This window comes from Bradyrhizobium sp. SZCCHNS30572 (assembly GCF_032484415.1).
GTDB lineage: Bacteria > Pseudomonadota > Alphaproteobacteria > Rhizobiales > Xanthobacteraceae > Bradyrhizobium.
Map to the genome: position 1 here is coordinate 232,776 of NZ_JAUESY010000003.1, position 24,221 is coordinate 256,996.

Annotated in this window: 21 protein-coding genes; 14 read left to right on the plus strand and 7 right to left on the minus strand. The window is 67.6% G+C overall.

Annotated features, from left to right (window positions below; all coding sequences use genetic code 11):
- Window positions 1–47 precede the first annotated feature (47 nt).
- Window positions 48–809, plus strand: coding sequence for a DUF899 domain-containing protein (locus tag QX048_RS09335; RefSeq protein ID WP_316169237.1), 762 nt, complete (start codon window positions 48–50; stop codon window positions 807–809).
- 17 nt (window positions 810–826) lie between these two features.
- Complete coding sequence (locus tag QX048_RS09340) at window positions 827–1,114, plus strand: hypothetical protein (protein ID WP_316169236.1); 288 nt, start codon at window positions 827–829, stop codon at window positions 1,112–1,114.
- A 307-nt stretch (window positions 1,115–1,421) separates the two neighbouring features.
- Here the strand turns inward: QX048_RS09340 and QX048_RS09345 are convergent, their stop codons facing one another.
- From QX048_RS09345 to QX048_RS09365, 5 genes are all read right to left on the minus strand, one after another.
- Window positions 1,422–2,207, minus strand: coding sequence for an ABC transporter ATP-binding protein (locus tag QX048_RS09345; protein WP_316191964.1), 786 nt, complete (start codon window positions 2,205–2,207; stop codon window positions 1,422–1,424).
- Window positions 2,204–2,977 carry an ABC transporter permease gene (locus QX048_RS09350; RefSeq protein WP_316192036.1) on the minus strand — a complete coding sequence of 258 codons (774 nt, stop codon included), beginning with the start codon at window positions 2,975–2,977 and terminating at the stop codon, window positions 2,204–2,206. The genes QX048_RS09345 and QX048_RS09350 overlap by 4 nt, the downstream gene beginning before the upstream one ends.
- Window positions 2,978–3,191: 214 nt before the next feature.
- Window positions 3,192–4,136 (minus strand): ABC transporter substrate-binding protein, encoded by a 945-nt coding sequence (locus QX048_RS09355; RefSeq protein WP_316191963.1) that lies wholly within the window; start codon window positions 4,134–4,136, stop codon window positions 3,192–3,194.
- A gap of 128 nt (window positions 4,137–4,264) precedes the next feature.
- Entirely contained in the window at window positions 4,265–5,002 is a 738-nt protein-coding gene (gene hutC, locus QX048_RS09360; RefSeq protein WP_316191962.1) for a histidine utilization repressor, read from the minus strand.
- Window positions 4,999–6,357: a formimidoylglutamate deiminase gene (locus tag QX048_RS09365; RefSeq protein WP_315714285.1), complete on the minus strand. Its 1,359-nt coding sequence runs from the start codon at window positions 6,355–6,357 to the stop codon at window positions 4,999–5,001. The genes hutC and QX048_RS09365 overlap by 4 nt, the downstream gene beginning before the upstream one ends.
- 87 nt (window positions 6,358–6,444) lie before the next feature.
- On the opposite strand from QX048_RS09365, the gene hutI reads away from it, so the two are divergent.
- From hutI to QX048_RS09415, 10 genes are all read left to right on the plus strand, one after another.
- A complete protein-coding gene (gene hutI, locus QX048_RS09370) occupies window positions 6,445–7,659 on the plus strand; it encodes an imidazolonepropionase (RefSeq protein ID WP_316191961.1) in 1,215 nt (404 codons plus the stop codon).
- Window positions 7,656–9,203 (plus strand): histidine ammonia-lyase, encoded by a 1,548-nt coding sequence (gene hutH, locus QX048_RS09375; protein ID WP_316169233.1) that lies wholly within the window; start codon window positions 7,656–7,658, stop codon window positions 9,201–9,203. The genes hutI and hutH overlap by 4 nt, the downstream gene beginning before the upstream one ends.
- A 9-nt stretch (window positions 9,204–9,212) precedes the next feature.
- Window positions 9,213–10,883, plus strand: coding sequence for a urocanate hydratase (hutU, locus tag QX048_RS09380; RefSeq protein ID WP_316169232.1), 1,671 nt, complete (start codon window positions 9,213–9,215; stop codon window positions 10,881–10,883).
- A gap of 84 nt (window positions 10,884–10,967) precedes the next feature.
- Window positions 10,968–12,014 carry a magnesium chelatase ATPase subunit I gene (bchI, locus tag QX048_RS09385; RefSeq protein WP_316169231.1) on the plus strand — a complete coding sequence of 349 codons (1,047 nt, stop codon included), beginning with the start codon at window positions 10,968–10,970 and terminating at the stop codon, window positions 12,012–12,014.
- Window positions 12,011–13,750: a magnesium chelatase subunit D gene (locus tag QX048_RS09390; protein ID WP_316169230.1), complete on the plus strand. Its 1,740-nt coding sequence runs from the start codon at window positions 12,011–12,013 to the stop codon at window positions 13,748–13,750. The genes bchI and QX048_RS09390 overlap by 4 nt, the downstream gene beginning before the upstream one ends.
- Window positions 13,751–13,883: 133 nt before the next feature.
- Window positions 13,884–14,852: an alpha/beta hydrolase gene (locus QX048_RS09395; RefSeq protein ID WP_316169229.1), complete on the plus strand. Its 969-nt coding sequence runs from the start codon at window positions 13,884–13,886 to the stop codon at window positions 14,850–14,852.
- A 33-nt stretch (window positions 14,853–14,885) separates the two neighbouring features.
- Window positions 14,886–15,791 (plus strand): alpha/beta fold hydrolase BchO, encoded by a 906-nt coding sequence (gene bchO / locus QX048_RS09400; protein WP_316169228.1) that lies wholly within the window; start codon window positions 14,886–14,888, stop codon window positions 15,789–15,791.
- Between the two features lie 51 nt (window positions 15,792–15,842).
- A complete protein-coding gene (locus tag QX048_RS09405) occupies window positions 15,843–17,381 on the plus strand; it encodes a phytoene desaturase (protein WP_316186759.1) in 1,539 nt (512 codons plus the stop codon).
- Complete coding sequence (locus tag QX048_RS09410) at window positions 17,378–18,418, plus strand: phytoene/squalene synthase family protein (RefSeq protein ID WP_316186760.1); 1,041 nt, start codon at window positions 17,378–17,380, stop codon at window positions 18,416–18,418. Before QX048_RS09405 ends, QX048_RS09410 begins: the two co-directional genes overlap by 4 nt.
- Window positions 18,419–18,564: 146 nt before the next feature.
- Window positions 18,565–18,708 carry a hypothetical protein gene (locus tag QX048_RS09415; protein ID WP_316172533.1) on the plus strand — a complete coding sequence of 48 codons (144 nt, stop codon included), beginning with the start codon at window positions 18,565–18,567 and terminating at the stop codon, window positions 18,706–18,708.
- Window positions 18,709–19,322: 614 nt separating this feature from the next.
- Here the strand turns inward: QX048_RS09415 and QX048_RS09420 are convergent.
- A complete protein-coding gene (locus QX048_RS09420; protein WP_316172532.1) occupies window positions 19,323–20,027 on the minus strand; it encodes a hydratase in 705 nt (234 codons plus the stop codon).
- Between the two features lie 155 nt (window positions 20,028–20,182).
- Window positions 20,183–21,712, minus strand: coding sequence for a 1-hydroxycarotenoid 3,4-desaturase CrtD (gene crtD, locus QX048_RS09425; protein ID WP_316172531.1), 1,530 nt, complete (start codon window positions 21,710–21,712; stop codon window positions 20,183–20,185).
- A 121-nt stretch (window positions 21,713–21,833) separates the two neighbouring features.
- Here crtD and QX048_RS09430 point away from each other — a divergent pair, with 121 nt between their 5' ends.
- Together QX048_RS09430 and QX048_RS09435 are read left to right on the plus strand one after the other, a co-directional pair.
- Window positions 21,834–22,703, plus strand: coding sequence for a polyprenyl synthetase family protein (locus QX048_RS09430; protein WP_315827725.1), 870 nt, complete (start codon window positions 21,834–21,836; stop codon window positions 22,701–22,703).
- A 336-nt stretch (window positions 22,704–23,039) separates the two neighbouring features.
- Window positions 23,040–24,185 carry a methyltransferase gene (locus tag QX048_RS09435; protein WP_316172530.1) on the plus strand — a complete coding sequence of 382 codons (1,146 nt, stop codon included), beginning with the start codon at window positions 23,040–23,042 and terminating at the stop codon, window positions 24,183–24,185.
- Window positions 24,186–24,221: the final 36 nt, after the last annotated feature.

A 24,221-nucleotide genomic window follows, 5' to 3' on the forward strand; every position in this document is an offset into this window, starting at 1 on the left:
GGCGATCCTAGTCTCAGATGCGGTCAACACGCAAAAGGAACACCGACATGACCATGCATCTCACCGGAACTCGCGAAGACTGGCTCAAGGCACGCCTCGATTTGCTGCAGGCCGAGAAGGAGTTCACCCGCCGCGGCGATGAACTGGCGCAGCGTCGCCAGGCCTTGCCCTGGGTGCGCGTCGATAAGGCCTATCGCTTCGATACCGAGGAGGGGCCTGCCAGCTTGCCCGATCTGTTCCAGGGCCGCTCGCAGCTCCTCGTCTATCACTTCATGTTCGGCCCCGACTTCCAGGCCGGCTGCCCGTCCTGCTCGATGATCGCCGACGGCTTCAACGGCTTCCAGGTCCATCTCGCCAATCACGACGTGATGCTGTGGGCGGTGTCGCGCGCGCCGCTGGCGAAGCTCAGGGCCTACAAGAGCCGCATGGGCTGGAGCTTCCCCTGGGCGTCGTCGGCGAGCAGCGATTTCAACTTCGACTTCAATGTCGCGATCACCGAGGAGCAGCAGCGCCAGGGGGGCACCGAGTACAACTACCGCACCAGCCCGCCGATGAAGCCGTCCGACGTCCCGGCCATGGTGGCGGAAGTCGCCGCCGGCACCGGCACGGACGGCGCCACCTTCATGCGCGACCGCCCGGGCATGAGTGCCTTCATTGTCGAAGGCGGCGTCGTCTACCACACCTATTCGAGCTACGCCCGTGGCCTCGATGGGCTGTGGGGCGCCTATCAGTGGCTCGACCGCGCGCCGAAGGGCCGCAACGAGCAGGGCGTGTGGTGGCGCCGCCGCGACGAATACGCGGCGCGCTGAGAGCAGGGAGTGAAGCCATGGCGTTCGTCCCGTCCAAGCGGCGCGTGATGCCGGACCTCGCTGAGGCACTCCGCTTTGCTGCGGCGCCGACCTTCGCGTTGATGGCGGTGCTGAACGCCATGGCCCGCGACGGCCGGGCAGATATGATCTGCTCGGCGATGCCGGCGGGCGCGCCGCTCGGCGACATGACGGTCATGTATCTGCTGATGAGCGCGTTTCACTTGGTGCCGTGGCTGAAGCGGATGCGGCGGAGCCGGCCGAGGGCGAGGTCCGCCGGGGCTCGATCGCAGCAGCCTTTGAGTTAGTTCGGCGTCGACCAGCGTTGGTTGCCGAGAGAGACCCCTCACCTGAGCGAGCCCGCGGGTGGGCCGGCGATGCCCTCTCCTACAAGGGGCGAGGGCGCTGTATCGGGCAGTCTTGTCGCGGCGATCGTTGGGAAAGTACTGCTCGCCATTCGAGCCAGCGCAGGGCCAGTTACTGCGCCCTCTCCCCTTGTGGGAGAGGGCATGTAAGACAGCGCGGCACACTCACTTGGGTGAGGGGTATGTTTCCGCAAGCATCACCGCCAGTTTGAGCGCACAGTTAAACACCGCGCACCGCGACAGCGCGGCGTCACGCCTCCGCGGCCACCTTCAGCGCCTCGGCCCGGATCTCCTCCACCAGCCGCTCCTTCAGCGCGACGAACTCCGGCGACGTCTTGATCTTGTAGGAGCGGGGATGCGGCAGCTCGATCTTGATGTCGGCCTTGACGCGGCCGGGGCGGGCGCTCATGACCAGCACGCGGCTGCCGAGGAAGATCGCCTCCTCGATGTCGTGGGTGACGAACAGCACCGTCTTCTGGTCGCGCTCCCAGATGCCGAGCAGCATCTCCTGCATCAGCACGCGGGTCTGGTTGTCGAGCGCGCCGAACGGCTCGTCGAGCAGCAGGATTTTGGGATCATTGGCGAGCGCCCGCGCGATCGCGCAGCGCTGCTGCATGCCGCCGGAGAGCTGCTTGGGCCAATGGTTCTCGAAACCCTTGAGGCCGATCTGCTGGATGAAGCGGTCGGCGACGGCGTTGCGCTTGTCCTCAGGCACGCCGCGCTCGCGCAGGCCGAAGGCGATGTTCTCACGCACGGTGAGCCAGGGAAACAGCGTGTAGGACTGGAACACCATGCCGCGATCGGCGCCGGGTCCGGTCACCTCGCGGCCATCGAGCAGCACCTTGCCGCTGGTCGGATGATCGAGCCCGGCGACGATGCGCAGCAGGGTCGACTTGCCGCAGCCGGAGGGGCCGAGGATGGTGACGAAATCGTTGTTGCCGATGGTGAGCTCGACCGGCTCCAGCGCGCGCGTCGGCGCGCGGCCCTGGCGGGCCGAGAACGTGCGTGAGACCTTGTCGATGACGAGCGTGGTCATGCGAGCTTCCACGGGAACAGCCAGGCGTTGAATGCCTTGAACAGGAAATCCGAGATCAGCCCGATCAGGCCGATGATGATGATGCCGAAGATGATTTGCCCGGTGTTGAGTAGCGCCTGGCTGTCGGTGATCATGTGGCCGATGCCGGAGGACGAGCCGATCAGCTCGGCGACGATGACGTAGGTCCAGGCCCAGCCGAGCACCAGCCGCAGGATCTCGGCTATGTCGGGCGCCGCCGAGGGCAGCAGCACGCGGCCGATGATGCCGCGATCGCTGGCGCCGAGCGTATAGGCTGCCTCGACGAGATCGCGCCGCGTGTTGCCGACGGTGACCGTGATCATCAGGATGATCTGGAACACCGAGCCGATGAAGATGATCAGGAGCTTCTGCAACTCGCCGATGCCGGCCCACAGGATCAGGAGCGGGATGAAAGCGGAGGCGGGCAGATAACGCGCGAACGAGACGAACGGCTCGAGGAACGCCTCGATCGGCTTGTAGGCGCCCATCAGGAGGCCGAGCGGAACGGCGATGACGGCCGCGAGCACGAAACCGCCGACGACGCGCCAGACGGTCATGCCGATGTCGGTGAGGAAGCCGAACTTGACCAGCAGGTCCCAGCCCTCGCGCAGCATGGTCAAGGGATCTGCCAGGAACGTCTTCGGCACATAGCCGCCAAACGTCGCCAGCGACCACGCCGCGACGAAGACGACGAAGAAGGCGAGGCCGAGCGCGGTTCTCGATCTGGCGCTGACGGGTTCGAGAGGTCGGATCACGGATCGGGCTTTCGTGTTGGGTGCGGCCCGCGAGGGGGCGCGGGCCGCTGATGTTGAGTTGGCTTCGGAATACGCTGCTCAATATCGGGCGGGATGCCTCAACACCGTCATTGCGAGGAGCGAGCGACGAAGCAATCCAGAGTCTCACGCTGGGCCCTGGATTGCTTCGCTTCGCTCGCAATGACGGATCGTGCGGGGCACCCTTCAGCGCCTACTTGATGAAGCTCGCATCATACAGATCCTCGATCTTCGGGATCTGCTTGATGATGCCGACCTCGAGCAGGAGCTCGGCCGCCTCCTTGTTGAAGGTCTTGAACTCCGTCTCAAAGAACTTCTGGCTCGCGGCCTTGTCCTGCCAGCGCAGATACTTCGCGGAGTTGCCGAACTGCTCAGCCGTCTGCTTCACGTCGGCACCCATGATCTCATAGGCCTTGGCCTGGTCCTTGGCGATCATGTCGAGCGCCTCGTAGTAGCTGTCGGCGAGCGCCTTGGCGGCCTTGGGGTTCTCGGTGAGGAATTTCGGCGTGCAGCCGAAGGTGTCCATCACCATCGGATAATCCAGGGTGGTGGCGATGATCTTGCCCTTGTCGGGAGCGGCGCGCACCGTCGACAGATACGGCTCGTAGGTCATCGCCGCGTCGTTCTGGCCGGAGACGAAGGCCTGCGCGGCCGCGGCCGGCTCCAGGTTCACGATGGTGACGTCCTTCACCGTGAGGCCGTTCTTCTTGAGCATCCAGGCCAGCCCGAAATAGGGCGAGGTGCCGGGCGCGGATGCTGCGACGGTCTTGCCCTTGAGGTCCTTGATGGAGGCGATGTCGTTACGCACGGCCATGCCGTCGGCGCCGTAGCTCTTGTCGAGCTGGAAGATCTGCTTGGTGGCGACGCCGTTGGCGTTCCAGGAGATCCAGGTCTCGACCGTGGTCGCCGCGCACTGCACGTCACCGGCGGCGATGGCGAGGTGGCGATCCTTCTGCGGGATCTTCTTGATGGTGACGTCGAGGCCGTTCTTCTTGAAGATGCCGGCTTCCTTCGCCAAGGTCAGCGGCGCAAAACCGGTCCAGCCGGAAATGCCGATACCGACCTTGACGTCGTCGGCATAGGCGGTCGTCGAGGCCAGGAGCGCGGCAGTTACTGCGAGTAGCCCAAATCTGCGCATCGTCATCGTCCTTTGCTGTGAGAAGAAAGCCCTTCGTGCGGCTCGCAGCCGTGATGGCTGCGATCTCCGCTCATCTCTGCAAGCGTGCTTGCAAATCCCATGCTCAGTTCGGGCGCGGGTGAGCTGTCTCATTCGCTGCCCCTGAACCGCGCCACGAGGCGATGCTGCTCGCCGGGATAGATCAGCCTGACAGCCGTGAGCGGCTGCCCCTTGCGCCAGGTGTGGCGCTCGATCACGAGGCAGGGTGCGCCGACCGCGATGTCGAGGCCTTCGGCGATTGCGTCGTCGGCGACGATGGCGCTGATCGCGTGCTCCGCCTCGGTCCAGGGCACGTGATGCAGCAGCCAGGAGCCCGGTGGATCGATCTTGAAATTCGCCTTCGCGGCATCGGGTACGGCGTCGAGATCGATCAGGCGATCCTCGATCGCGAACGGGACGTTGTCGGCGCTGTGCCGGCAGCGGATCGCGATGATCTTGCACGGTGTCTTGACACCGAGGCGCTCACGATCGGCGGCGTTGGCGGTGCGGCGCGTCGATGAGATCAGTTCATAGCCATAGGCGCGGCCGAGCGCGCTGATCTCGGCGCGGATGTCGGGGATCTTCAGCACCGCCGACAGGAACTGCGGACGCCGCACGAACGTTCCGGCACGGCGACGCCGCTCGATCAGGTCGGCCTGGGCGAGCTCCGATAGTGCCTTGTTCACGGTCATGCGTGAGCAGCCGTAATGCTCCATGATCTCGTGCTCGAACGGGATGCGGTGGCCGGGCGGCCATTCGCCGGTGAGGATGCGGCGCTCGATGTCCTGTCGGATCGTCTTGTAGAGCGTGCCGGCTCCCGGCTTGGCGCTGTCATCGGCGAGGCTCATGCGAGCAGCCTCCGCACCGCCGTGTTAAAGCCGCGCCTTGCCGCCTCGCGCGACCGATGATGGCCTCCCTGCACGACCTTGGCGCCGCCGGCCCAGACACAATCAATGGCGCCGTGCGACGTCGCGAAGATCCAGCCGTCGAGCAGCGCATCGCGCGTTCGCCCTGCGAGCGACGGATGCGACAGATCGAGCGTGAGGATGTCGGCGCGGCCGCCGACCTGCAGGCCGGCGAGCGGTTGCGCCAGCGCCTGTGCGCCGCCAGCAAGAGCGGCATCCAAGAGCGTGCGGCCTGTCGACGCATCCGGACCTGACGTCAGCACGTTGCGCTCACGATGCGTCAGCCGCTGGCCGTATTCGAGCTGGCGCAACTCGTCGCTCACGCCGACCAGCACGTTCGAGTCGGTCCCGACGCCGATGCGCCCACGCGCGCGCAGATAGTCGCGTGCCGGGAAGATGCCGTCGCCGAGGCTGGCTTCGGTGACCGGACAAAGGCCCGCCGTCGCGCCGCTCCTCGCAAGCGCCGCCGTTTCATCCGCCGTCATATGCGTCGCGTGGATCAGGCACCAGCGGTCATCGACGTCGTGGTGATCGAGCAGCCATTGCACCGGGCGCTGGCCGGACCAGGCGAGGCAGTCCTCGACCTCCTTCACCTGTTCGGCGGCGTGAATGTGGATCGGGCCACCCTCGGCGAGCGGCAGCAGCGCGGCCAGTTCATCCGGCGCGACCGCCCGCAGGCTGTGTGGCGCGATGCCGAGATTGGCGCCATGAAGCGAGCTGATCGCCTTGCGGGAGGCCGTCAGCAGTTTGGCGAACTGATCGATATCGCAGATGAAGCGCCGCTGGCCGTCATGCGGCGCCGCGCCGCCAAAGCCGCCATGCGCGTAGAAGCTCGGTAGCAGGGTCAGGCCGATGCCGGATGTCTGGGCCGCCGCGGCGATGCGCCCCGCCATCTCGGAGACATCGGCGTAAGGCGTACCGTCGCGATCGTGGTGCAGATAATGGAATTCACCGACCCGCGTGAAGCCGCGCTCCAGCATCTCGACATAGAGCAGGACCGCGACCGCCTCGACATCCTCGGGGCGCATCGACAGGGCGAAACGGTACATCGTCTCGCGCCAGGTCCAGAACGTATCCGTCGAGTGGCCGCTGATCTCGGCAAGCCCGGCCATGCCGCGCTGGAACGCGTGGCTGTGCAGGCTGGCGATGCCGGGGATCGCTACCTCATGTTGCTCGTCGTCGGAGGTCGGAGGCACGCCGGCGGATACCGACTCGATTGCGCCATTGCTGATGACGACCTGCACGTCCTCGGCCCACCCCCTGGGCAGAAGCGCGGATGCGAAGTGCAGTGACGCCATGATCGATAAGCCCGCTGGACAGGACGGCGGAGCTAAGTTTATGTATAGACATATCGCCCGTCAAGCTTTCGTGAAGGGGGAGGCAGCATGGCCCAGCGTTTCGACCGGATCTGGCAGAATGCGCGGCTCGCGACCTTGTGCGAGGGGCAGCCGGGCCTCGGCGTGATCGAGCAGGGCGTGATCGCTGCGCGCGATGGCCGCATCGCCTTTGCCGGTCCGCAATCGGAGTTTCCGGCAGATGGAGATGCGCCCGAGCGCATCGATTGCGAGGGACGCTGGATCACGCCGGGTCTCGTCGACTGCCACACCCATCTTGTCTTTGGAGGCGACCGTGCGCACGAGTTCGAGCTGCGGCTCGCCGGCGCGAGCTATGAGGAGATCGCGCGTGCCGGCGGTGGCATCGTGTCCACCGTCGCGGCGACGCGCGCCGCCAGCGAACAGGAATTGATCGCCCGCGCGCTGCCGCGGCTCGATGCGCTACTCGCCGAAGGCGTCACGACGATCGAGATCAAATCCGGCTATGGCCTGGAGGCCGCGACAGAGCTGCGACAATTGTCCGCAGCCCGCGCGCTCGGCAGCCAGCGGCCGGTCAGCGTGCGCACCAGCTTTCTCGGCGCGCATGCGTTGCCGGTCGAAGCCGGTGGCGACAAGGACCGCTACATCGACCTCGTCTGCAACGAGATGCTGCCGGCGGTTGCCAGGTCAGGCCTCGCCGATGCGGTCGACGCATTCATGGAAAATATCGCTTTCTCCGCTGCGCAGACATCGCGCGTGTTCGCGGCGGCCAAGGCGCTCGGCCTGCGGGTCAAGCTGCATGCCGATCAGTTGTCGAACCTCGGCGGCGCCGCGCTCGCGGCCGAGTTCGGCGCGCTGTCCGCCGATCATCTCGAGCATACCGACGAGGCTGGTGCCGCGGCGATGGCTCGGGCCGGGACGGTCGCCGTGCTGCTTCCCGGAGCGTTCTACTTCATCCGCGAGACGCAGAAGCCGCCGGTCGAGCTGTTTCGCAAGCACGGCGTAAAGCTCGCGCTGGCGACCGACTGCAATCCGGGCTCGTCGCCGCTGACCTCGTTGCTGCTGACCATGAACATGGCGGCGACCTTGTTCCGGATGACGGTCGATGAATGCATCGCCGGCGTCACGCGCGAAGGCGCCCGGGCCTTGGGCTTGCTGGCCGAGACCGGCACGCTGGAGGCCGGCAAGTGGTGCGATCTTGCGATCTGGGACATCGGCCGTCCCGCGGAGTTGGTCTACCGCATGGGCTTCAACCCGCTGCACCGGCGCGTGTGGAGGGGCCAATGAGCGCGATCATCGCAGAGCCCGGCCACGTCAGCCTCGATGATCTTGTGCGCGTCTACACCGGCGCGTCGCTCATGCTGGATTCGGCGTATTGGCCGCGTGTCGAAGCGGCAGCAGGGATCGTGGCGAAGGCGGCGCAGGGCGCCGAGCCGGTCTATGGCATCAACACCGGCTTCGGAAAGCTGGCTTCCAAGCGCATCCCGCCTGACCAGACGGCCCAGCTCCAGCGCAATCTCATTCTCTCGCATTGCTGCGGCGTCGGCCCCGCGACGCCTGAGCCGGTGGTGCGGCTGATGATGGCGTTGAAGATCATCTCGCTCGGTCGCGGCGCCTCCGGCGTGCGCTGTGAGATCATCGAACAGTTGCAGGCGATGCTGGCGCGCGGCGTATCGCCCTTTGTGCCGCAGCAGGGCTCGGTCGGCGCCTCCGGCGATCTCGCGCCGCTCGCGCATATGACCGCCGTCATGATCGGCGAAGGCCAGGCCTTCGTCGACGGCCGGCTCGTGCCGGGCCGCGAGGCGCTGGCGCGCGCCGGCCTCACGCCGGTTACGCTCGGGCCGAAGGAAGGGCTGGCGCTGATCAACGGCACGCAGTTCTCGACGGCCTATGCGCTCGCCGGCCTGTTCCGCGCGCATGATCTGCTCAACGCTGCCCTGGTGATGGGCGCACTGTCGGTCGATGCGGCGATGGCTTCGACGGCGCCGTTCCGGCCCGAAATTCAGGCGCTGCGCGGTCATCCCGGCCAGATCGCAGCCGGCCGCGTGCTCACCGAACTGCTCGACGGCAGCGCCATACGGCTGTCGCATCTCGAAGGCGACGAGCGCGTGCAGGATCCCTATTGTCTGCGCTGCCAGCCGCAGGTCGCCGGCGCCGCGCTCGATCTGCTGACGCAGGCCGCGCGTACGCTCGTCACCGAGGCTAATGCCGTTACCGACAATCCGCTGGTGCTGGCCGACACCGGCGAGATCATCTCTGGTGGCAATTTCCACGCCGAGCCGGTGGCGTTTGCCGCCGACCAGATCGCGCTGGCATTGTCCGAGCTCGGCGCGATCAGCGAGCGGCGCATCGCGACGCTGGTCGATCCCGCGCTGAACTTCGGCCTGCCGCCGTTCCTGACGCCGGAGCCGGGCCTGAACTCCGGCTTCATGATCGCCGAGGTGACGGCCGCGGCGCTGTTCGCCGAGAACAAGCAGCGCGCGCTGCCGTGCTCGATCGACTCGACGCCGACCAGCGCCAACCAGGAAGACCACGTCTCGATGGCTGCACATGCGGCGCGCCGACTGTACGACATGGCCGACAATCTCGCTGCTATCATCGGCATCGAGCTGCTCGTCGCCGCCCAAGGCATCGAGCTGCGAGCGCCGCACGGCACCAGCGCGGCGCTGTCTGCCGTCATTGCCGCGCTTCGCGCGCATGTGCCGGCGCTGGTGCACGACCGCTACATGGCCGACGATCTCGCCAAGGCGGCCGCGCTCGTCGGTGGCGGTGTGTTGGCCACGGTTGCAACGCATGCACTCGGACGCGATCCGTTTCCCAAGCTTGGATGAGAGGGACCCATGAACCGACGCCTGGACAACGAACGGGTGATCCGCGCCCCCATTGGCAGCGACATCAGCGCCAAGAGCTGGCTCACCGAAGCGCCCTTGCGCATGCTGATGAACAATCTCGATCCTGATGTGGCGGAGAAGCCGAGCGAACTGATCGTCTATGGCGGCATCGGCCGCGCCGCGCGCGACTGGGACAGCTTTGATCGCATCGTCGCTTCCTTGCGCAAGCTCGAGGCGGATCAGACCCTGGTCGTGCAGTCGGGCAAGCCGGTCGGCATCTTCCGCACCCATCCGGATGCGCCGCGCGTCTTGATCGCCAACTCCAACATCGTGCCGCATTGGGCGACGCTCGATCACTTCAATGCGCTCGATAGAATGGGCCTGATGATGTACGGCCAGATGACGGCCGGCTCCTGGATCTATATCGGCAGCCAGGGCATCGTCCAGGGCACCTATGAGACATTCGTCGAAGTCGGCCGCCGTCACTACAACGGTGATCTCTCCGGCAAGTGGATTCTGACCGCGGGCCTCGGCGGCATGGGCGGCGCACAGCCGCTTGCGGCGACCATGGCCGGCGCCTCGATGCTCGCCGTCGAATGCCAGCCGAGCCGCATCGAGATGCGGCTGCGCACCGGCTATCTCGATCGCCAGGCCACGACGCTCGACGAGGCGCTGGCGCTGATGGCCGACGCCGCGACGACCAAGAAGGCGGTGTCGGTCGGCCTGCTCGGCAATGCCGCCGAGATCTTCCCCGAGCTCGTGCGTCGTGGCGTGCGGCCGGATATCGTCACCGACCAGACCAGCGCGCATGATCCGATCAACGGCTATCTGCCGAAGGGCTGGACTCTCGCAGAGTGGGAAGCCAAGCGTGCTTCGGAGCCGAAGGCGGTCGAGCAGGCGTCGAAGACGTCGATGGTCGGCCACGTCCAGGCCATGCTCGATTTCCACGCCATGGGCATCCCGACGCTCGACTACGGCAACAACATCCGCCAGATGGCGAAGGACATGGGCCTCGCCAATGCCTTCGACTTCCCGGGTTTCGTGCCGGCCTATATTCGCCCGTTGTTCTGCCGCGGCGTCGGCCCGTTCCGCTGGGCGGCGCTGTCCGGCGATCCCGAGGATATCTACAAGACTGACGCCAAGGTGAAGGAGCTGCTGCCCGACAACAAGCACCTGCACAACTGGCTCGACATGGCGCGGCAGCGCATCAAGTTCCAGGGCCTCCCCGCACGGATCTGCTGGGTCGGGCTCGGCGATCGCCATCGCCTCGGCCTCGCCTTCAACGAGATGGTGGCGCGCGGCGAAGTCAAGGCGCCGATCGTGATCGGCCGCGACCATCTCGATTCGGGCTCGGTGGCGAGCCCGAACCGCGAGACCGAGGCGATGAAGGACGGCTCGGATGCGGTGTCGGACTGGCCGCTGCTCAACGCACTGCTCAATTGTGCGAGCGGCGCCACATGGGTGTCGTTGCATCATGGCGGCGGCGTCGGCATCGGCTATTCGCAGCATGCCGGCATGGTGATCGTCGCCGACGGCACGGCGGACGCTGCGCGGCGGCTGGAACGCGTGCTGTGGAACGACCCGGCGACCGGCGTGATGCGCCACGCCGATGCCGGCTATGAGGACGCCATCGCCTGCGCCGAGGCCAATGGTCTCGATCTGCCGAGCCTCGTCCGTTAAGCGCTGATGGGTTGAAGAGCGGCCCCTGATTGTGGTCTCATGCTGGCAACGCGGCGGGAACGCGTCGCGGCGCAGGGGACGCTCATGGGAATCGCCTTTCCGTTCTCGGCCATCGTCGGCCAGGACGAGATGAAGCTGGCGCTGATGATCGCTGCTGTCGATCCCAAGGTCGGTGGCGTGCTGGCCTTTGGCGATCGCGGCGCCGGAAAATCCACCGCGGTGCGGGCGCTCGCCGCGCTCTTGCCGCCGATGAGCGCCGTGATCGGCTGTCCCTATCAATGCGATCCGGCCGACGTCGCTGCGCAATGTGCCGCGTGTCGCGCGCGCTCCAAGCCGAGCGGCAAGACAAAGAAGCCGGCGGCGTTGAAGGCGCACCAGGTGCCGGTTCCGGTCATCGACCTGCCGCTCGGCGCCACCGAGGACCGCGTCGTCGGCGCGCTCGATCTCGAGCGTGCGCTGGCTCATGGCGAGAAATCGTTCGAGCCGGGGCTGCTCGCGCGCGCCAATCGCGGCTTTCTCTATATAGACGAGGTCAATCTGCTGGAGGATCATCTCGTCGATCTCCTGCTCGACGTCGCCGCGTCAGGCGAGAACGTGGTCGAGCGCGACGGTCTCAGTATCCGCCATCCCGCCCGCATCGTGCTGGTCGGCACCGGCAATCCGGAGGAGGGCGAGTTGCGGCCGCAATTGCTCGATCGCTTTGGCCTCTCGGTCGAGGTCAAGACGCCCAATGATCTGCCGACGCGCATCGAGGTGGTCAAGCGGCGCGATGCCTTCGAGACCGATCCCAGCGCCTTCGTTGCGCATTGGGAGAAGGAGGAGGCGAAGCAGCGCAAGCGTATCCTCGCGGGCCGTGAGCACATCGGAGCGGTCAAGGTCGCCGATCGTGAGCTCGAGCAGGCCGCACGCCTCTGCATGGCGCTCGGCACCGATGGCCTGCGTGGCGAACTCACCTTGATGCGGGCGGCGCGCGCGGTAGCGGCGCTGGAGGGCGCAAAGGCGGTCGATGACCGCCATCTGAAGACGGTCGCGCCGATGGCGTTGCGACACCGTCTCAGGCGCAATCCGCTCGACGATTCCGGCTCGTCGGTGCGGGTCGAGCGCGCGCTCGACGAGCTGTTCGCGCCGTGAGCGATGGCGCCGCGATCTGGGCCGATGCGATGATCGCGGCCGCTCTGGCCGCGATCGACCCGTCCGCGTCGGTGCTGCTGCGTGCGGGCGCAGGTCCGGTGCGCGAGCAGTGGCTGGAGCTGTTGCACGAGCTGATGCCGCCGTCGACACCCTTGCGCAAGCTGCCGCCGTCGATCTCGGACGATCGCCTGCTTGGCGGCCTCGATCTCGCCGCGACGTTGCAGGCGGGGCGGCCGGTGCTGCAACGTGGGCTGCTCGCCGATGCCGATGGCGGCGGGCTGATCGCCGTGATGGCCGAGCGCATGTCGCGGTCGACGGTCGCACATCTCTGTGTTGCCGTCGACACCGGGGCTATCAGCATCGAGCGCGATGGCATGTCGCTGCGCGCACCGGCTCGGCTCGGACTGATTGCGCTCGACGAGGGCATCGGTGATGAGCGCGTGTCGCCTGCCTTGGCCGACCGCCTGGCCTGCCATCTCGATCTCAGCAAAGTTGCGCGCGTCGATCTCGGCGAGAGCCTGTTCAAATCGTCGGACATCGCAGCAGCGCGTGCGCGGCTGCCGCAGGTCCGTTCGTCGGACGACGCGATCGCGGCGCTGACGATGACGGCCTGCGCGCTCGGCATCGACTCGCTGCGCGCGCCGCTGCTCGCCTGTCGCGTCGCGCGCATCGCAGCGGCCCTTGATGGTGAGGTCGAAGTCGCCGAAGCGCACATCGCCTGCGCCGCGCGGCTGGTGCTGGCGCCGCGCGCCACCCGGCTGCCCGCAGCGGATGACGAGACTGAGAACAGCGAGGCGCCGGAGCCCGAGAATGAGTGGGCCGAGAGTGAGGACGACGACCGCAGCGAGGACGGTTCGCTCGAGGATCGCGTGGTCGAAGCGGCGCAGGCGGCCATTCCAGTCGACCTGCTGAAGCGGCTGCAAGAGGAACGCGCGACCCGCGTCCGCAGCAGCAGCGTCAGCAAGCAGGGCACCGCTCAGAAGGTGCCGAAGCGCGGCCGTCCGATTGGCGCGCGTCGCGGCGAATGGCGCGCCGGCGCGCGGCTCAACGTGCTCGAGACCTTGCGCGCGGCAGCGCCGTGGCAGCCGCTGCGGCGGCGGACGCAACATTCCGGCAAGAGTGGCCGGCTGATCGTGCACAAGGACGACATTCGGATCACCCGCTTCAAGCAGCGCTCGGGCACCACGACCATCTTCGTCGTCGATGCTTCCGGCTCCTCGGCCTTGCAGCGGCTTGCGGAAGTGAAGGGCGCCGTCGAGCTGCTGCTGGCCGAATGCTACATTCGCCGCGACGAGGTCGCGCTGATCGCGTTCCGCGGCAGGGGCGCCGAGCTGCTGCTGCCGCCGACGCGCTCGCTGACGCGCGCCAAGCGCAGCCTCGCGGCGCTGCCCGGCGGCGGCGGCACACCGCTGTCGGCGGCGATCTGGGGCGCAACCGAGCTCGCGCTCGCCGTGAAGGCCAAGGGCCAGACGCCGACGATCGTTTTGATGACCGACGGCCGGGCGAATGTCGCGCGCGATGGCGGCGGCCGCAGCGAGGCCGAGGCGGAGGCGCTGGTGGCCGCACGGCAGCTCGCGTTGACCGGCATTCCGGTCGTGCTGGTCGATTCCTCGCCGCGCCCGCAGGACAAGGCCGCGCAGCTCGCCGGTGCGATGCAGGCGCGTTACGTCGCGCTGCCTCATGCGGATGCCGTACGGTTGTCGCAGGCCGTCATGGCGCAAGCCGGCCGCGGCTGATGGCGGTGGAACCCCCGGCGTCAAGCTGCGTTCCCAACGGCGACTGACAAGAGGATCGGTCATCGCTATGCTCACCCACTCGTATGGCAGCGCTTGCCTGCCGTCGCCCGATATCGTCACACAGGAGCACGCCATGCAGGTCGCCTCGACCACACAGAGTGATCATGCGGCTGACACGCGCGCTGTGACGATGCCGCCGCCGCTTGCAGCGCCAAGCTTCGAACTCGCCGATCTGCGTACGGGCCGCATCACCTGCTATGGCGACGGCCCCGCCGCCCCGGCGGAGCAGCGGCCGCTGCTCTTGATTCACAGCGTCAACGCCGCGGCGACGGCCTACGAGATGAAGCCGCTGTTCGAGCACTACCGCCAGACGCGTCCGGTCTATGCGCTCGACCTGCCGGGCTTCGGCCTGTCGGACCGCGCCGACCGCATCTATACGCCGCGCATCATGACCGATGCGATTCTGCTCGCCACGAACGAAATTCGCCGCCGTCATGGCGACGTCGCGATCGACGCGATCGCGTTGTCGCTCGGCTGCGAGTTCGCCGCGCGCGCCGGCACCGAGGCGCCGAACCTGTTTCGCACTTTGGCGCTGCTCAGCCCGACCGGCTTCGATCGCCGCGCCGAGGCCGCGGCCGAGTCGGCGGGCACCAAGGACACGACCCGCGCCATGCCGTGGGTCCGCAACATCCTCAACGTCCCGCTGTGGAAGCACGGCTTCTTCACCCTGCTGACCTCGCGCGCCAGCATTCGTTTCTTCCTGCAGAAGACCTTCGGCCGCAAGGACATCGACGAGGGGCTGCTGGAGTATGACTACATCACGACCCATCAGCCCGGCGCCGAGAACGCGCCGTATTCGTTCGTCTCCGGCTATCTGTTCAGCACCAATGCCCTGAAGCTCTACCAGGCACTGGCGATGCCGGTCTGGATGGTGCATGGCGTGCGCGGCGATTTCGTCGACTATCACGGCAAGCACGCCGTCGCGGCTCTGCTCAACTGGCAGATCGAGGTGATGCAGACCGGCGCGATGCCGCATTTCGAACAGCTTGATAAAGTCGTCGCCAGCTACGATGATTTCCTGACGCGCGCGGCCGATCGTTGACGATGCCGGCGGCGTCCAACCGCGTGGGCCGGCATGAGCGACAAGCCGAACTGGAGCGTCGACGGCAGCGACTGGCCCAACCGCGCAGCCAGCCGCTTCGTCGAGGCCGCGGGCCTGCGCTGGCATGTTCAGATCATGGGCGAGGGGCCCGTTGCGCTGCTCGCCCATGGCACGGGAGCCGCGACCCATTCCTGGCGCGATCTCGCGCCGCTGCTCGCCAGGCACTTCACCGTCGTCGCGCCGGATCTCTCCGGCCACGGCTTCACCTCCACGCCGCATGGGCGGCGGCTGTCGCTCGACGGCATGTCGCGCGATCTCGCTGGCCTCTGCGAGAAGCTTGCGATCGCGCCTGAAATCGCGATCGGCCATTCCGCGGGCGCGGCGATCCTGACGCGCATGACGCTCGACAATCTCATCAGGCCGAAGCTGATCGTCAGCCTCAATGGCGCCTATCTGCCGTTCGGCGGCGCGGCCGCGCAGTTCCTGTCGCCGCTCGCCAAGATGATGGCGCTCAATCCGCTGGTGCCGCGGCTGTTCGCCTGGCGGGGCCGCGATCCGGCGGCGGTGCATCGGCTGCTGAAGGGCACTGGCTCGACGATCGACGCGACAGGCGAGCGGCTGTATCGGCGGCTGGTCGGCAGCCCCGGCCATGTCGGCGCCGCGCTCGAGATGATGGCGAACTGGGACCTGCATCCGCTTGGCCGCGAGCTGCCGCGGTTGAAGACCGCGCTGCTTCTGGTCGCGGCCGCGAATGATCGCGCCATCCCGCCAGACGTCGCGCGTCGCGTCCAGCGATTGGTGCCCCAGGCGCAGCTCGAACTCATTGAGGGCCTTGGTCATTTGGCCCATGAGGAGCAGCCGGCCAGGATCGCGGGCCTGATCGTCAACGCCGCCGAGCGCGCGGGCGTCCTTGCAGCGCAACAGGAAACGTCCAGTTAAGTTGACATTTTTGGCTGGCGAAAACGTCAATTTCGATTTACGCTTTCGTCGATGCTCGACGTCTCCACCATCAAGGCCGCTGTCCCGGCTGTGCTCGGAGACCGGCCGCATGCGGTCGTGATCGGCTCCGGCTTCGGCGGCCTCGCCGCAGCGGTCCGGCTCGGTGCGCGCGGTTTTCGCGTCACGGTCTACGAGCAGCTCGATGCGCCCGGCGGCCGCGCCTATGTGCATCGCCAGGATGGCTTCACCTTCGATGCCGGCCCGACCATCGTCACCGCGCCGTTCCTGTTCGAGGAGCTGTGGCAGCTGTGCGGTCGGAAGATGTCCGACGACGTCACGCTCAAGCCTATCTCCCCATTCTATCGCATCCGCTTCGACGACGGCACCGTGTTCGACTGCTCGGGCGACCCGGCCGAGATGCGCGCCGAGGTGGCGCGGCTGGCACCCGGCGACGTCGATGGCTACGAGCGCTTCATGAAGGCGAGCGAGGCGATCTTCAGAAAGGGTTTTGAGGAGCTTGGCGACGTGCCGTTCCTGTCGTTCATGGACATGGCAAAGATCGCGCCGGCGATGATCAAGCTGCGGAGCTTTCGCTCGGTCTATGGCCTCGTCTCGCACTACGTCCGCGACGAGCGGCTGCGCGTCATCCTCAGCTTCCATCCGCTGCTGATCGGCGGCAACCCGTTCACGACCACGTCGATCTATTGCCTGATCGCCTATCTCGAACGGCGCTGGGGCGTGCACTTTGCGATCGGCGGCACCGGCGCGCTGGTGACAGGGCTCGTCAGCCTGATCGAGGGGCAGGGCGGCCAGGTGCGCTGCTCGGCGCCCGTGGCCGAGATCACCACGAAGAACGGTGTTGCGACCGGCGTGCGGCTCGCATCCGGTGAGACGATCGCCGCCGATGCAGTCGTCTCCAACGGCTGCGCGGCCTGGACCTACAAGCATCTGCTGCCGAGCGTGCCGCGCCGGCGCTGGACCGATGCGCGCATCGACCGTGCGCGCTACTCGATGAGCCTGTTCGTCTGGTATTTCGGCACGAAGCGCCGCTATGATGACGTTCAGCATCACACCATCCTGCTCGGCCCGCGCTATCGCGGCCTGCTCGACGACATCTTCCGCCGCAAGGTGCTGGCGGATGATTTCAGCCTTTATCTGCATCGCCCCACCGCGACCGATCCGTCACTGGCGCCCGATGGCTGCGATGCTTTCTACGTGCTGTCGCCGGTGCCGCATCAGCAGAGCGGCATCGACTGGGCTTCCGCCGCGGAGCCGTTCCGCAAGCGGATCGAGGCCGCGCTGAGCGACACGCTGCTGCCGGACCTTGCCGGCCAGCTCGTTACGTCGCGGCTGCTGACGCCGGATGATTTCGAGCATCGCCTGTCGTCCTATCGCGGCGCGGCGTTCGGGCTCGAGCCGGTGCTGATGCAGAGCGCCTGGTTCCGGCCGCACAACAAGAGCGAAGAGGTCGAGCGGCTCTATCTGGTCGGCGCGGGCACCCATCCCGGCGCCGGCCTGCCGGGCGTGCTGTCCTCGGCGCGTGTGCTCGATGATCTCGTGCCCGCGCCGCATGAGCTGGAGCGCCGATGAGCTGGCAAACGGACATTGCGATCTGTCGGCGGATGTTGCGGGGCGGATCGAAGACGTTCTTTGCCGCCTCGAAAGTGTTGCCTCGCGCGGTCGGCGATCCCGCCGTCGCGCTCTACGCGTTCTGCCGCGAGGCCGATGATGCGATCGACGGGCCCGACCGACGCGTCGACGCCGTCGAGCTGCTGCACGAACGGCTCGACCGGATCTATCATGGCACGCCGGACGACAGTCCCGTCGATCGCGCGCTGGCCGGCGTCGTGGCGCAGTTCACGATTCCGCGCGCGCTGCCGGAGGCGCTGCTCGAAGGTCTCGCCTGGGATGCGCAGGGCCGCCGCTATGAGACCCTGAGCGACGTGCTCGCCTATGCCGTGCGCGTCGCCGGCACGGTCGGCGTGATGATGTCGCTGCTGATGAATCGGCGCGAGGCCGAGACGATCGGACGCGCCTGCGACCTCGGCATCGCCATGCAGCTCACCAACATTGCCCGCGACGTCGGCGAGGACGCGCGCGCCGGCCGGCTCTATCTGCCGCGGCAATGGCTGCGCGAGGCGGGTCTCGATATCGAGACCTGGCGTGCCGCGCCGTTCTTCGACGACCGCATCGGGCGTGTCACCGCGCGACTGCTCGCGGTCGCCGACGTGTTCTATGCGCGCGCTTCGGCGGGCATCGCCGATCTGCCGTGGAGTTCCCGGCCCGGCATCCATGCGGCGCGGCTGATCTATGCCGAGATCGGCCGCGAGGTCGCACGTGCCGAATTCGATTCGCTGTCGCGGCGCGCATTCGTCTCGATGCCGCGCAAGCTGCAGCTTCTCGGCAAGGCGGCGGTGATGTCGCTGCTGCAGGAGCAGCCGTCGCTGGCGCCGGCGCGGCCGGAGGCGCGCATTTTGATCGAGGCGGTCGTCGCGGCGGATGCGCAGCGCCCGCACGCCATCGCGCCGCCGCGCCGGACTGTTCACGATCGCGCGCTGTGGGTGCTCGACCTGTTCGAGCGCCTGGAGCGACGCGATCAGTTGTTGCGCTCGGGGCGGTCGTCCTAGGGACGCGAGGTCGTCGCCATCAGGCATCAGACGACTCGCGTACGACGGTACGATCGCATTGGCGCGACCAGTGTGGCTCGGCTGCGATGTCATGACACGCGAAGTCATGAGCTGGACACCAGGTGAGACGCGATGAGTGACGCGCCATGAGCGAGATGGGCGGCCTGCTCGAATTCGTCGTAGTCACCATGTGTGTGCTCGGCTGGCTCGTGCTCGAATGGCAAGGCCGCCGCCTCGACCGCCGGCGCGCCGAGCGCGAGGCCAGGGAGCGCGAAGCGGAGAAGCGGTAGGGTGGGGGAGGCGGATTCACGTCTCAAACAGCGATCGACATGGCTTCGCGTTCTCGCGGCAGAGGTTGCCCGAGTCTGCGATGATCTTGTCCCTCGCAAACAGTGCAGAGGGCGCAGGGAATGCCGGGTGAAGGCCTCACCCATGGCCCGCCTGCAGAAAAAATGCAGGCGGCAGGTACCACAGGCAAAGCCGGTTCAACCGGCATTCCCTGCGCGACGGTCTTCACGCTTATACGCAGTCTCCCTGGTGCGCCGGGCTTGTTGGCCACCATCACCACGCGGCACATGAGTGCCATCGCGGCTTGATACCAGCGTCGGGGTATCAGGACGCTGCGACTTCACGTCCGCAAGACATCGTTCGTCGGCACCCTCGTCGAAGAGGATGCTGCGATCTCTCGCGGCCATCGCATCCCCACCTCGCGTGTCGTGACGATCGCGCGCTACGCCCCTCTGCGGTGAGGCGGGATGCGCGTAGACAATCATGATTTCAGATAAATAGCAAGAGATTTATTATTATCGGAATCCGTCTCGTCGCATTCCGCCGTCGTTCCGCGACCATTGCAGGTCCGCTGCGCTCGCCAGCGACTGCAGCCAACGTCGCCCCTGTCCCATCCTCACCACCGTGGCATCCGGAACGGCAGCATGGCCTGCACGATCGGCATCTGGAAGCGGTCGAGCGACAGGCTCTCATGCATCACCTCGACATCCTCGCCGTGCAGACGGGCGGCGAGATGGGAGCGCGCGTAAAACGGGGCGTCCTCCAGTGTGTTCACGACGCGCACCGGTGCGTCGGCGTCGGCGCGGGCGCTGCGGTCGACGCGCCACAGCGTCTTGCGCAAAGGCGCCTCCGTGAGCGGCGTGATCGATTCCAGACGGCCCGCGGGGTCGACGTGCAGCGCGAGCGACGCATTGGCGCCGTCGCGTGCGACCGTGTCATACGAGATCACGGTGCCGGTGCGCGTCGCCGCGCGCGACCATTGCCAGCTCTGGAAGTCGCGCTCCAGCGGCGCGTCGCCATGGTTGATGTCGAAATAGCCGTCGCCGCGCCAGCGCAGATCCGGATGATCGAAATCGACCGACACGCGGCAGCATGGCGCGATCGGCTGCCAGCGATGGCGTCCCTCGGCATCGAGCGTGAACGCGATCTCGTTCAGCGCCGTCGGCACGACGCGGACGCGACCGCGCAGTGGCAGCGGCCAGGGCACGCTGACCTCGCTGATCTCGATGGTGAGTTCGCGGCCGTTCCAGGCGAGGCTGCTGGGACCGAGCCCGAGGCTGGCAGATTCGCGCGTGATCGCGCCGCGGCCGCGCTCGGTCATGGCCCAGCGCCGCGCACGCGCGCCGTAGAGCGCAACGTTGAGCGCACAGTGATTTTCGGGATCGGCCGCTCGCCGCCGCCGCGCCCACGCGTAGTACGGCGAGAACACGCTGCCGACGAAGGCGATGAGCGTGATGCCGAATCGCCCGTCATCGCTCAGCGCGTCGACGTACCACCATGCATAGCCGTCTTCCGGGACAATGCGGTCGAAGCGAGGTCCGCGATCGCCCGTGCAGCGGCCATCCGGCCCGACAGCGCCGCCATCGGCACGCCCGGTCCCGGATGCGCGCTGCCCCCCGCCACGTAGAGCCCCGGCAGCTTCGTCGGCGCGCCCGGCCGCTGGAACGATGCCATCCAGCCGTGCGAGCTGCGGCCGTACAGCGCGCCCCCCGTGCCCGGAAACATCCGGTTGAAGTCCGTCGGCGTCGTCACGCGGGTCAATTCCGGCGTCGTCGCGATGCTGAGGCCGCAGCGCTGCAACAGGTCGAAGGTCTGGCGGGCACATTGGCTGATCTCCGAGGGAGCAAAGCTGTGATGGTCACCGGTGGCGGGGGCGTTGATCAGCACGAACAGCGGCTCGCTCGTCGCAGCCTCGCGCGGCTGGTCGTCGCGCACCTGCGCGCAGACATAGACGGTCGGCTCCTGCGGCATCGTGCGACGGTCGATCAACTGCTCGAACTCGGCGCGGGAGTCGCGCGAGAAGAACACGTTGTGACGCAACAGCGGAAAGCCGTCGGCGCGCGCCATGCAGCTCCAGGTCATCGCCGAGAGCGAGCGCGCCGATTCCGGGATGGCGGGGAGGGCTCGCGCCGCCTCGGGTCCGAACAGGCCCTGCGCCAATGCCGCGACATCGGCGGTGGCGATGACGGCGTCGGCGGCGATCTGCTCGCCATTGGCGAGCTGCACGCCCGCAGCGCGGCCGGCGTTCGTCGCGATGCCGGCGACCTCGGCGTCATAGCGGATGGTGACGCCGTGGCGCCGCGCCAGCGCCGCGAGGCACGCGGCGAGCTCGTGCATGCCGCCGTCGATCAGCCAGACGCCGGACTGCTCGACATGGGCGACCAGCATCAGCGTCGCCGGCGCATGGAACGGCGACGAGCCGCAATAGGTCGCGTAGCGGCCGAACAATTGCTGCAGGCGGGCATCGTGGAAATAGCCGCCGAGCGCCTTCCACAGCGTCTGGAATGGGCGGATCGCGGTGAGGTCGCGAAAGCCGGCGGTGCGCAGGAGATGCGTCATGCTCGGCGCCGGCGTGCGGATGAAGGGATCCTTGAGCACTTCGAAGATGCGGCGGGCATCGCGGCAGAACGCGCGATAGCCCTCGGCCTCGCTGCGTCCGGCGAAATGGCCGATGGCGTCGGCCGATTGCTCCTCGTCGGCGAACAGATCGAGCCGGCTGCGGTCGGTCCAGGCGTGGCGGGCGAGAACGTCGAGTGGGGTCAGGGTGAGGTGATCGTCGAGCGACGTGCCGATGTCGGCGAACAGTTCGTCGAACACCCAGCGCATTGTGAACACGGTCGGCCCGGAATCGATGCGCGCAGGTCCGATCGCGATCTGGCGCATCTTGCCACCGGGTACGGCGGCGCGCTCCAGCACGGTCACGGCAGCGCCGCGCGCGGCGAGGGTGAGCGCGGCGCTGAGGCCGGCGACGCCGGCGCCAACCACGATCACGCGGTGATCGGCCATCACTTCTGCTCCTGTCCGCCCGGCCTGACGCAGGAAATGTCTAGCATGATTTACAGCATGGGTGTAAGTTGAAATTTACATAGGCGAGGGCCGGCATGGCCTCGCGGCAGGGGAGGCTGGCATGGACGTGATGGCCCGGATCGAGAAATCCCTCGTCACAGCGGTCGCTCTGGCCGACCGGCCCGGATGCCCGCCGCGCCTCTCGGCCGCCATGCAGTCCGCGGTGTTTCCCAAGGGGGCGCGGGTTCGTCCGCGGCTCTGTCATGCGGTGGCCAGCGCCTGCGGCGACGACGAGCCGGCCGCGACCGATGCGGCGGGATCCGCGATCGAGCTGCTGCACTGCGCCTCGCTGGTGCATGACGATCTGCCGTGCTTCGACAACGCGGCGCTGCGACGCGGGCGGCCCTCGGTGCATGCCGCGTTCGGCGAGCCGCTCGCGGTGCTCGCGGGCGATGCGCTGATCGTGCTCGCCTTCCAGACGCTCGCCAAGTCGCGCTGCTCGCCGCTGCGGCTGGCGCAGCTGATCGCGACCATCGGCGATGCCGTCGGCGTGCCGCATGGCATCTCGGCTGGACAAGCCTGGGAATGCGAGCCGCAGATCGATCTGTCGCGCTATCACCGCTCCAAGACCGGCGCGCTGTTTGCGGCGGCCACCGTGTCGGGTGCCGCTGCGGCAGGGCATGAGAATCCGGAAGCGTGGCGCACGCTCGGCGAGACCATTGGCGAGGCCTATCAGGTCGCCGACGACATTCGCGATGCCGCCAGTGACGAAGAGGAGGCGGGCAAGCCCGTTGGCCAGGACGCCGCGCATGGGCGGCCCAACGCCGTGCTGATCTATGGGCTCACCGGCGCCGTCAGCTATCTGCACGATCTCGTCGCCGACGGCATCCGCACCATGCCGCCCTGCGCCCACGCGCACGAGCTGCGCGTCCTGATGGAGCAGGAAGCCAAGCGCCTCGTTCCGCGCCGCCTGGCGCAGTCGGCGGCGTGATTGTTCGGCCGCATGGGATGGCGACGGTCTCACCACACGAGCGTTGCTCACCCTCCCCTGGAGGGGGAGGGTCGACGCGCGCGAAGCGCGCGGCGGGGTGGGGTGACAGCCCATCCGCGCGCGCAGTGCCGGTGATACCCCGCAGGCTTAGGCAGGCGCAGCGAAGAGCATCGGGACTCATAAGCACCAATTTCCGAGCCCACCCCACCCCGCCGCGCGCTTCGCGCGCGGCGACCCTCCCCCTCCAGGGGAGGGTGGGCACCTGCGTGTGTCGAGCCATTCGGACCAATCAACTGCGTCAGCCAGCGCAACCTTCGTGGTTGGAGCCCTAGCGCCATGCCCGGGGCCATCCGCCACAACACGCCGGCGCCGGTCAGCTTCGGCGATCGCTGGCGCGGCTGGCGGGACGGGCTGCTGGCGAGTGCGGCGTTTCAACGCTGGGCGGCGGCGTTTCCGTTGACGCGGCCGATCGCGCGCAAGCGTGCCGCGCAGCTGTTCGATCTCTGCGCCGGCTTCGTCTATTCGCAGACTTTGGCGGCCTGCGTGCAACTCGATCTGTTCGAAGGCTTGCGTTCCGGCCCCCGCGATGTCGCGACATTGGCGTCGCGCGCGGCGATGGCCTCCGACGTGATGCTCAGCCTGTGCGAGGCGGCGTCCGCGCTTCAGCTGCTCGAGCGCCGCGGTGCGGCGCGCTACGGGCTCGGGCCGCTCGGCGCGGCGCTGCTCGGCAATCCCGGCATCGCCGCCATGGTTCGACATCACGCCGCGCTGTATGCCGATCTCACCGATCCCGTGGCGCTGCTGCGCGGACATGACCGCCAGCGCCGGCTCGCACAGTACTGGCCGTATGCGCTGGACAAGACCGGCGATGCGCTGACACCCGACAGCGTCGCGCCCTACACGGCGCTGATGGCGGCGTCGCAGCCGATGATCGCGGACATCGTCCTCGCAGCCTATCCCCTGAGCGGCCACCGTTGCCTGCTCGATGTCGGCGGTGGTGACGGCAGCTTCCTCGCCGCCGCCGCGCGGGCTGCGCCGCAAGTGCAGCTCAAGCTGTTCGATCTGCCCGGGGTCGCCGCGATCGCGAAGGAGCGTCTCGCCAGGGCCGGGCTCGCCGATCGCGTCATGATCTATCCGGGCAGCTTCCACGATGATCCGCTCCCCACGGGCGCCGACGTGATCTCGCTGATTCGTGTCGTGCACGATCACGACGACGACGCCGTGGCGCGGTTGCTCGCGAAGGTGCGCGCCGCCTTGCCTGACGATGGCGTGCTGCTGCTGGGCGAGCCGATGCGCGAGGCGGCCGGCGGGGCCGACGGCGTCAGCGCCTATTTCGAGATCTATCTCCGCGCGATGGGACAGGGGCGGCCGCGCAGCGCCGCCCGCTTGCGCGACCTGCTCCAGGCGGCGGGTTTTTCGCAGGTGCGAGTACTTCGTACGCGAATTCCGCTGATCGCAAGCGTGATTGTCGCGAAAAGCTGACACCCGGACTGTAAATAAATATTGACACTTCTTTCA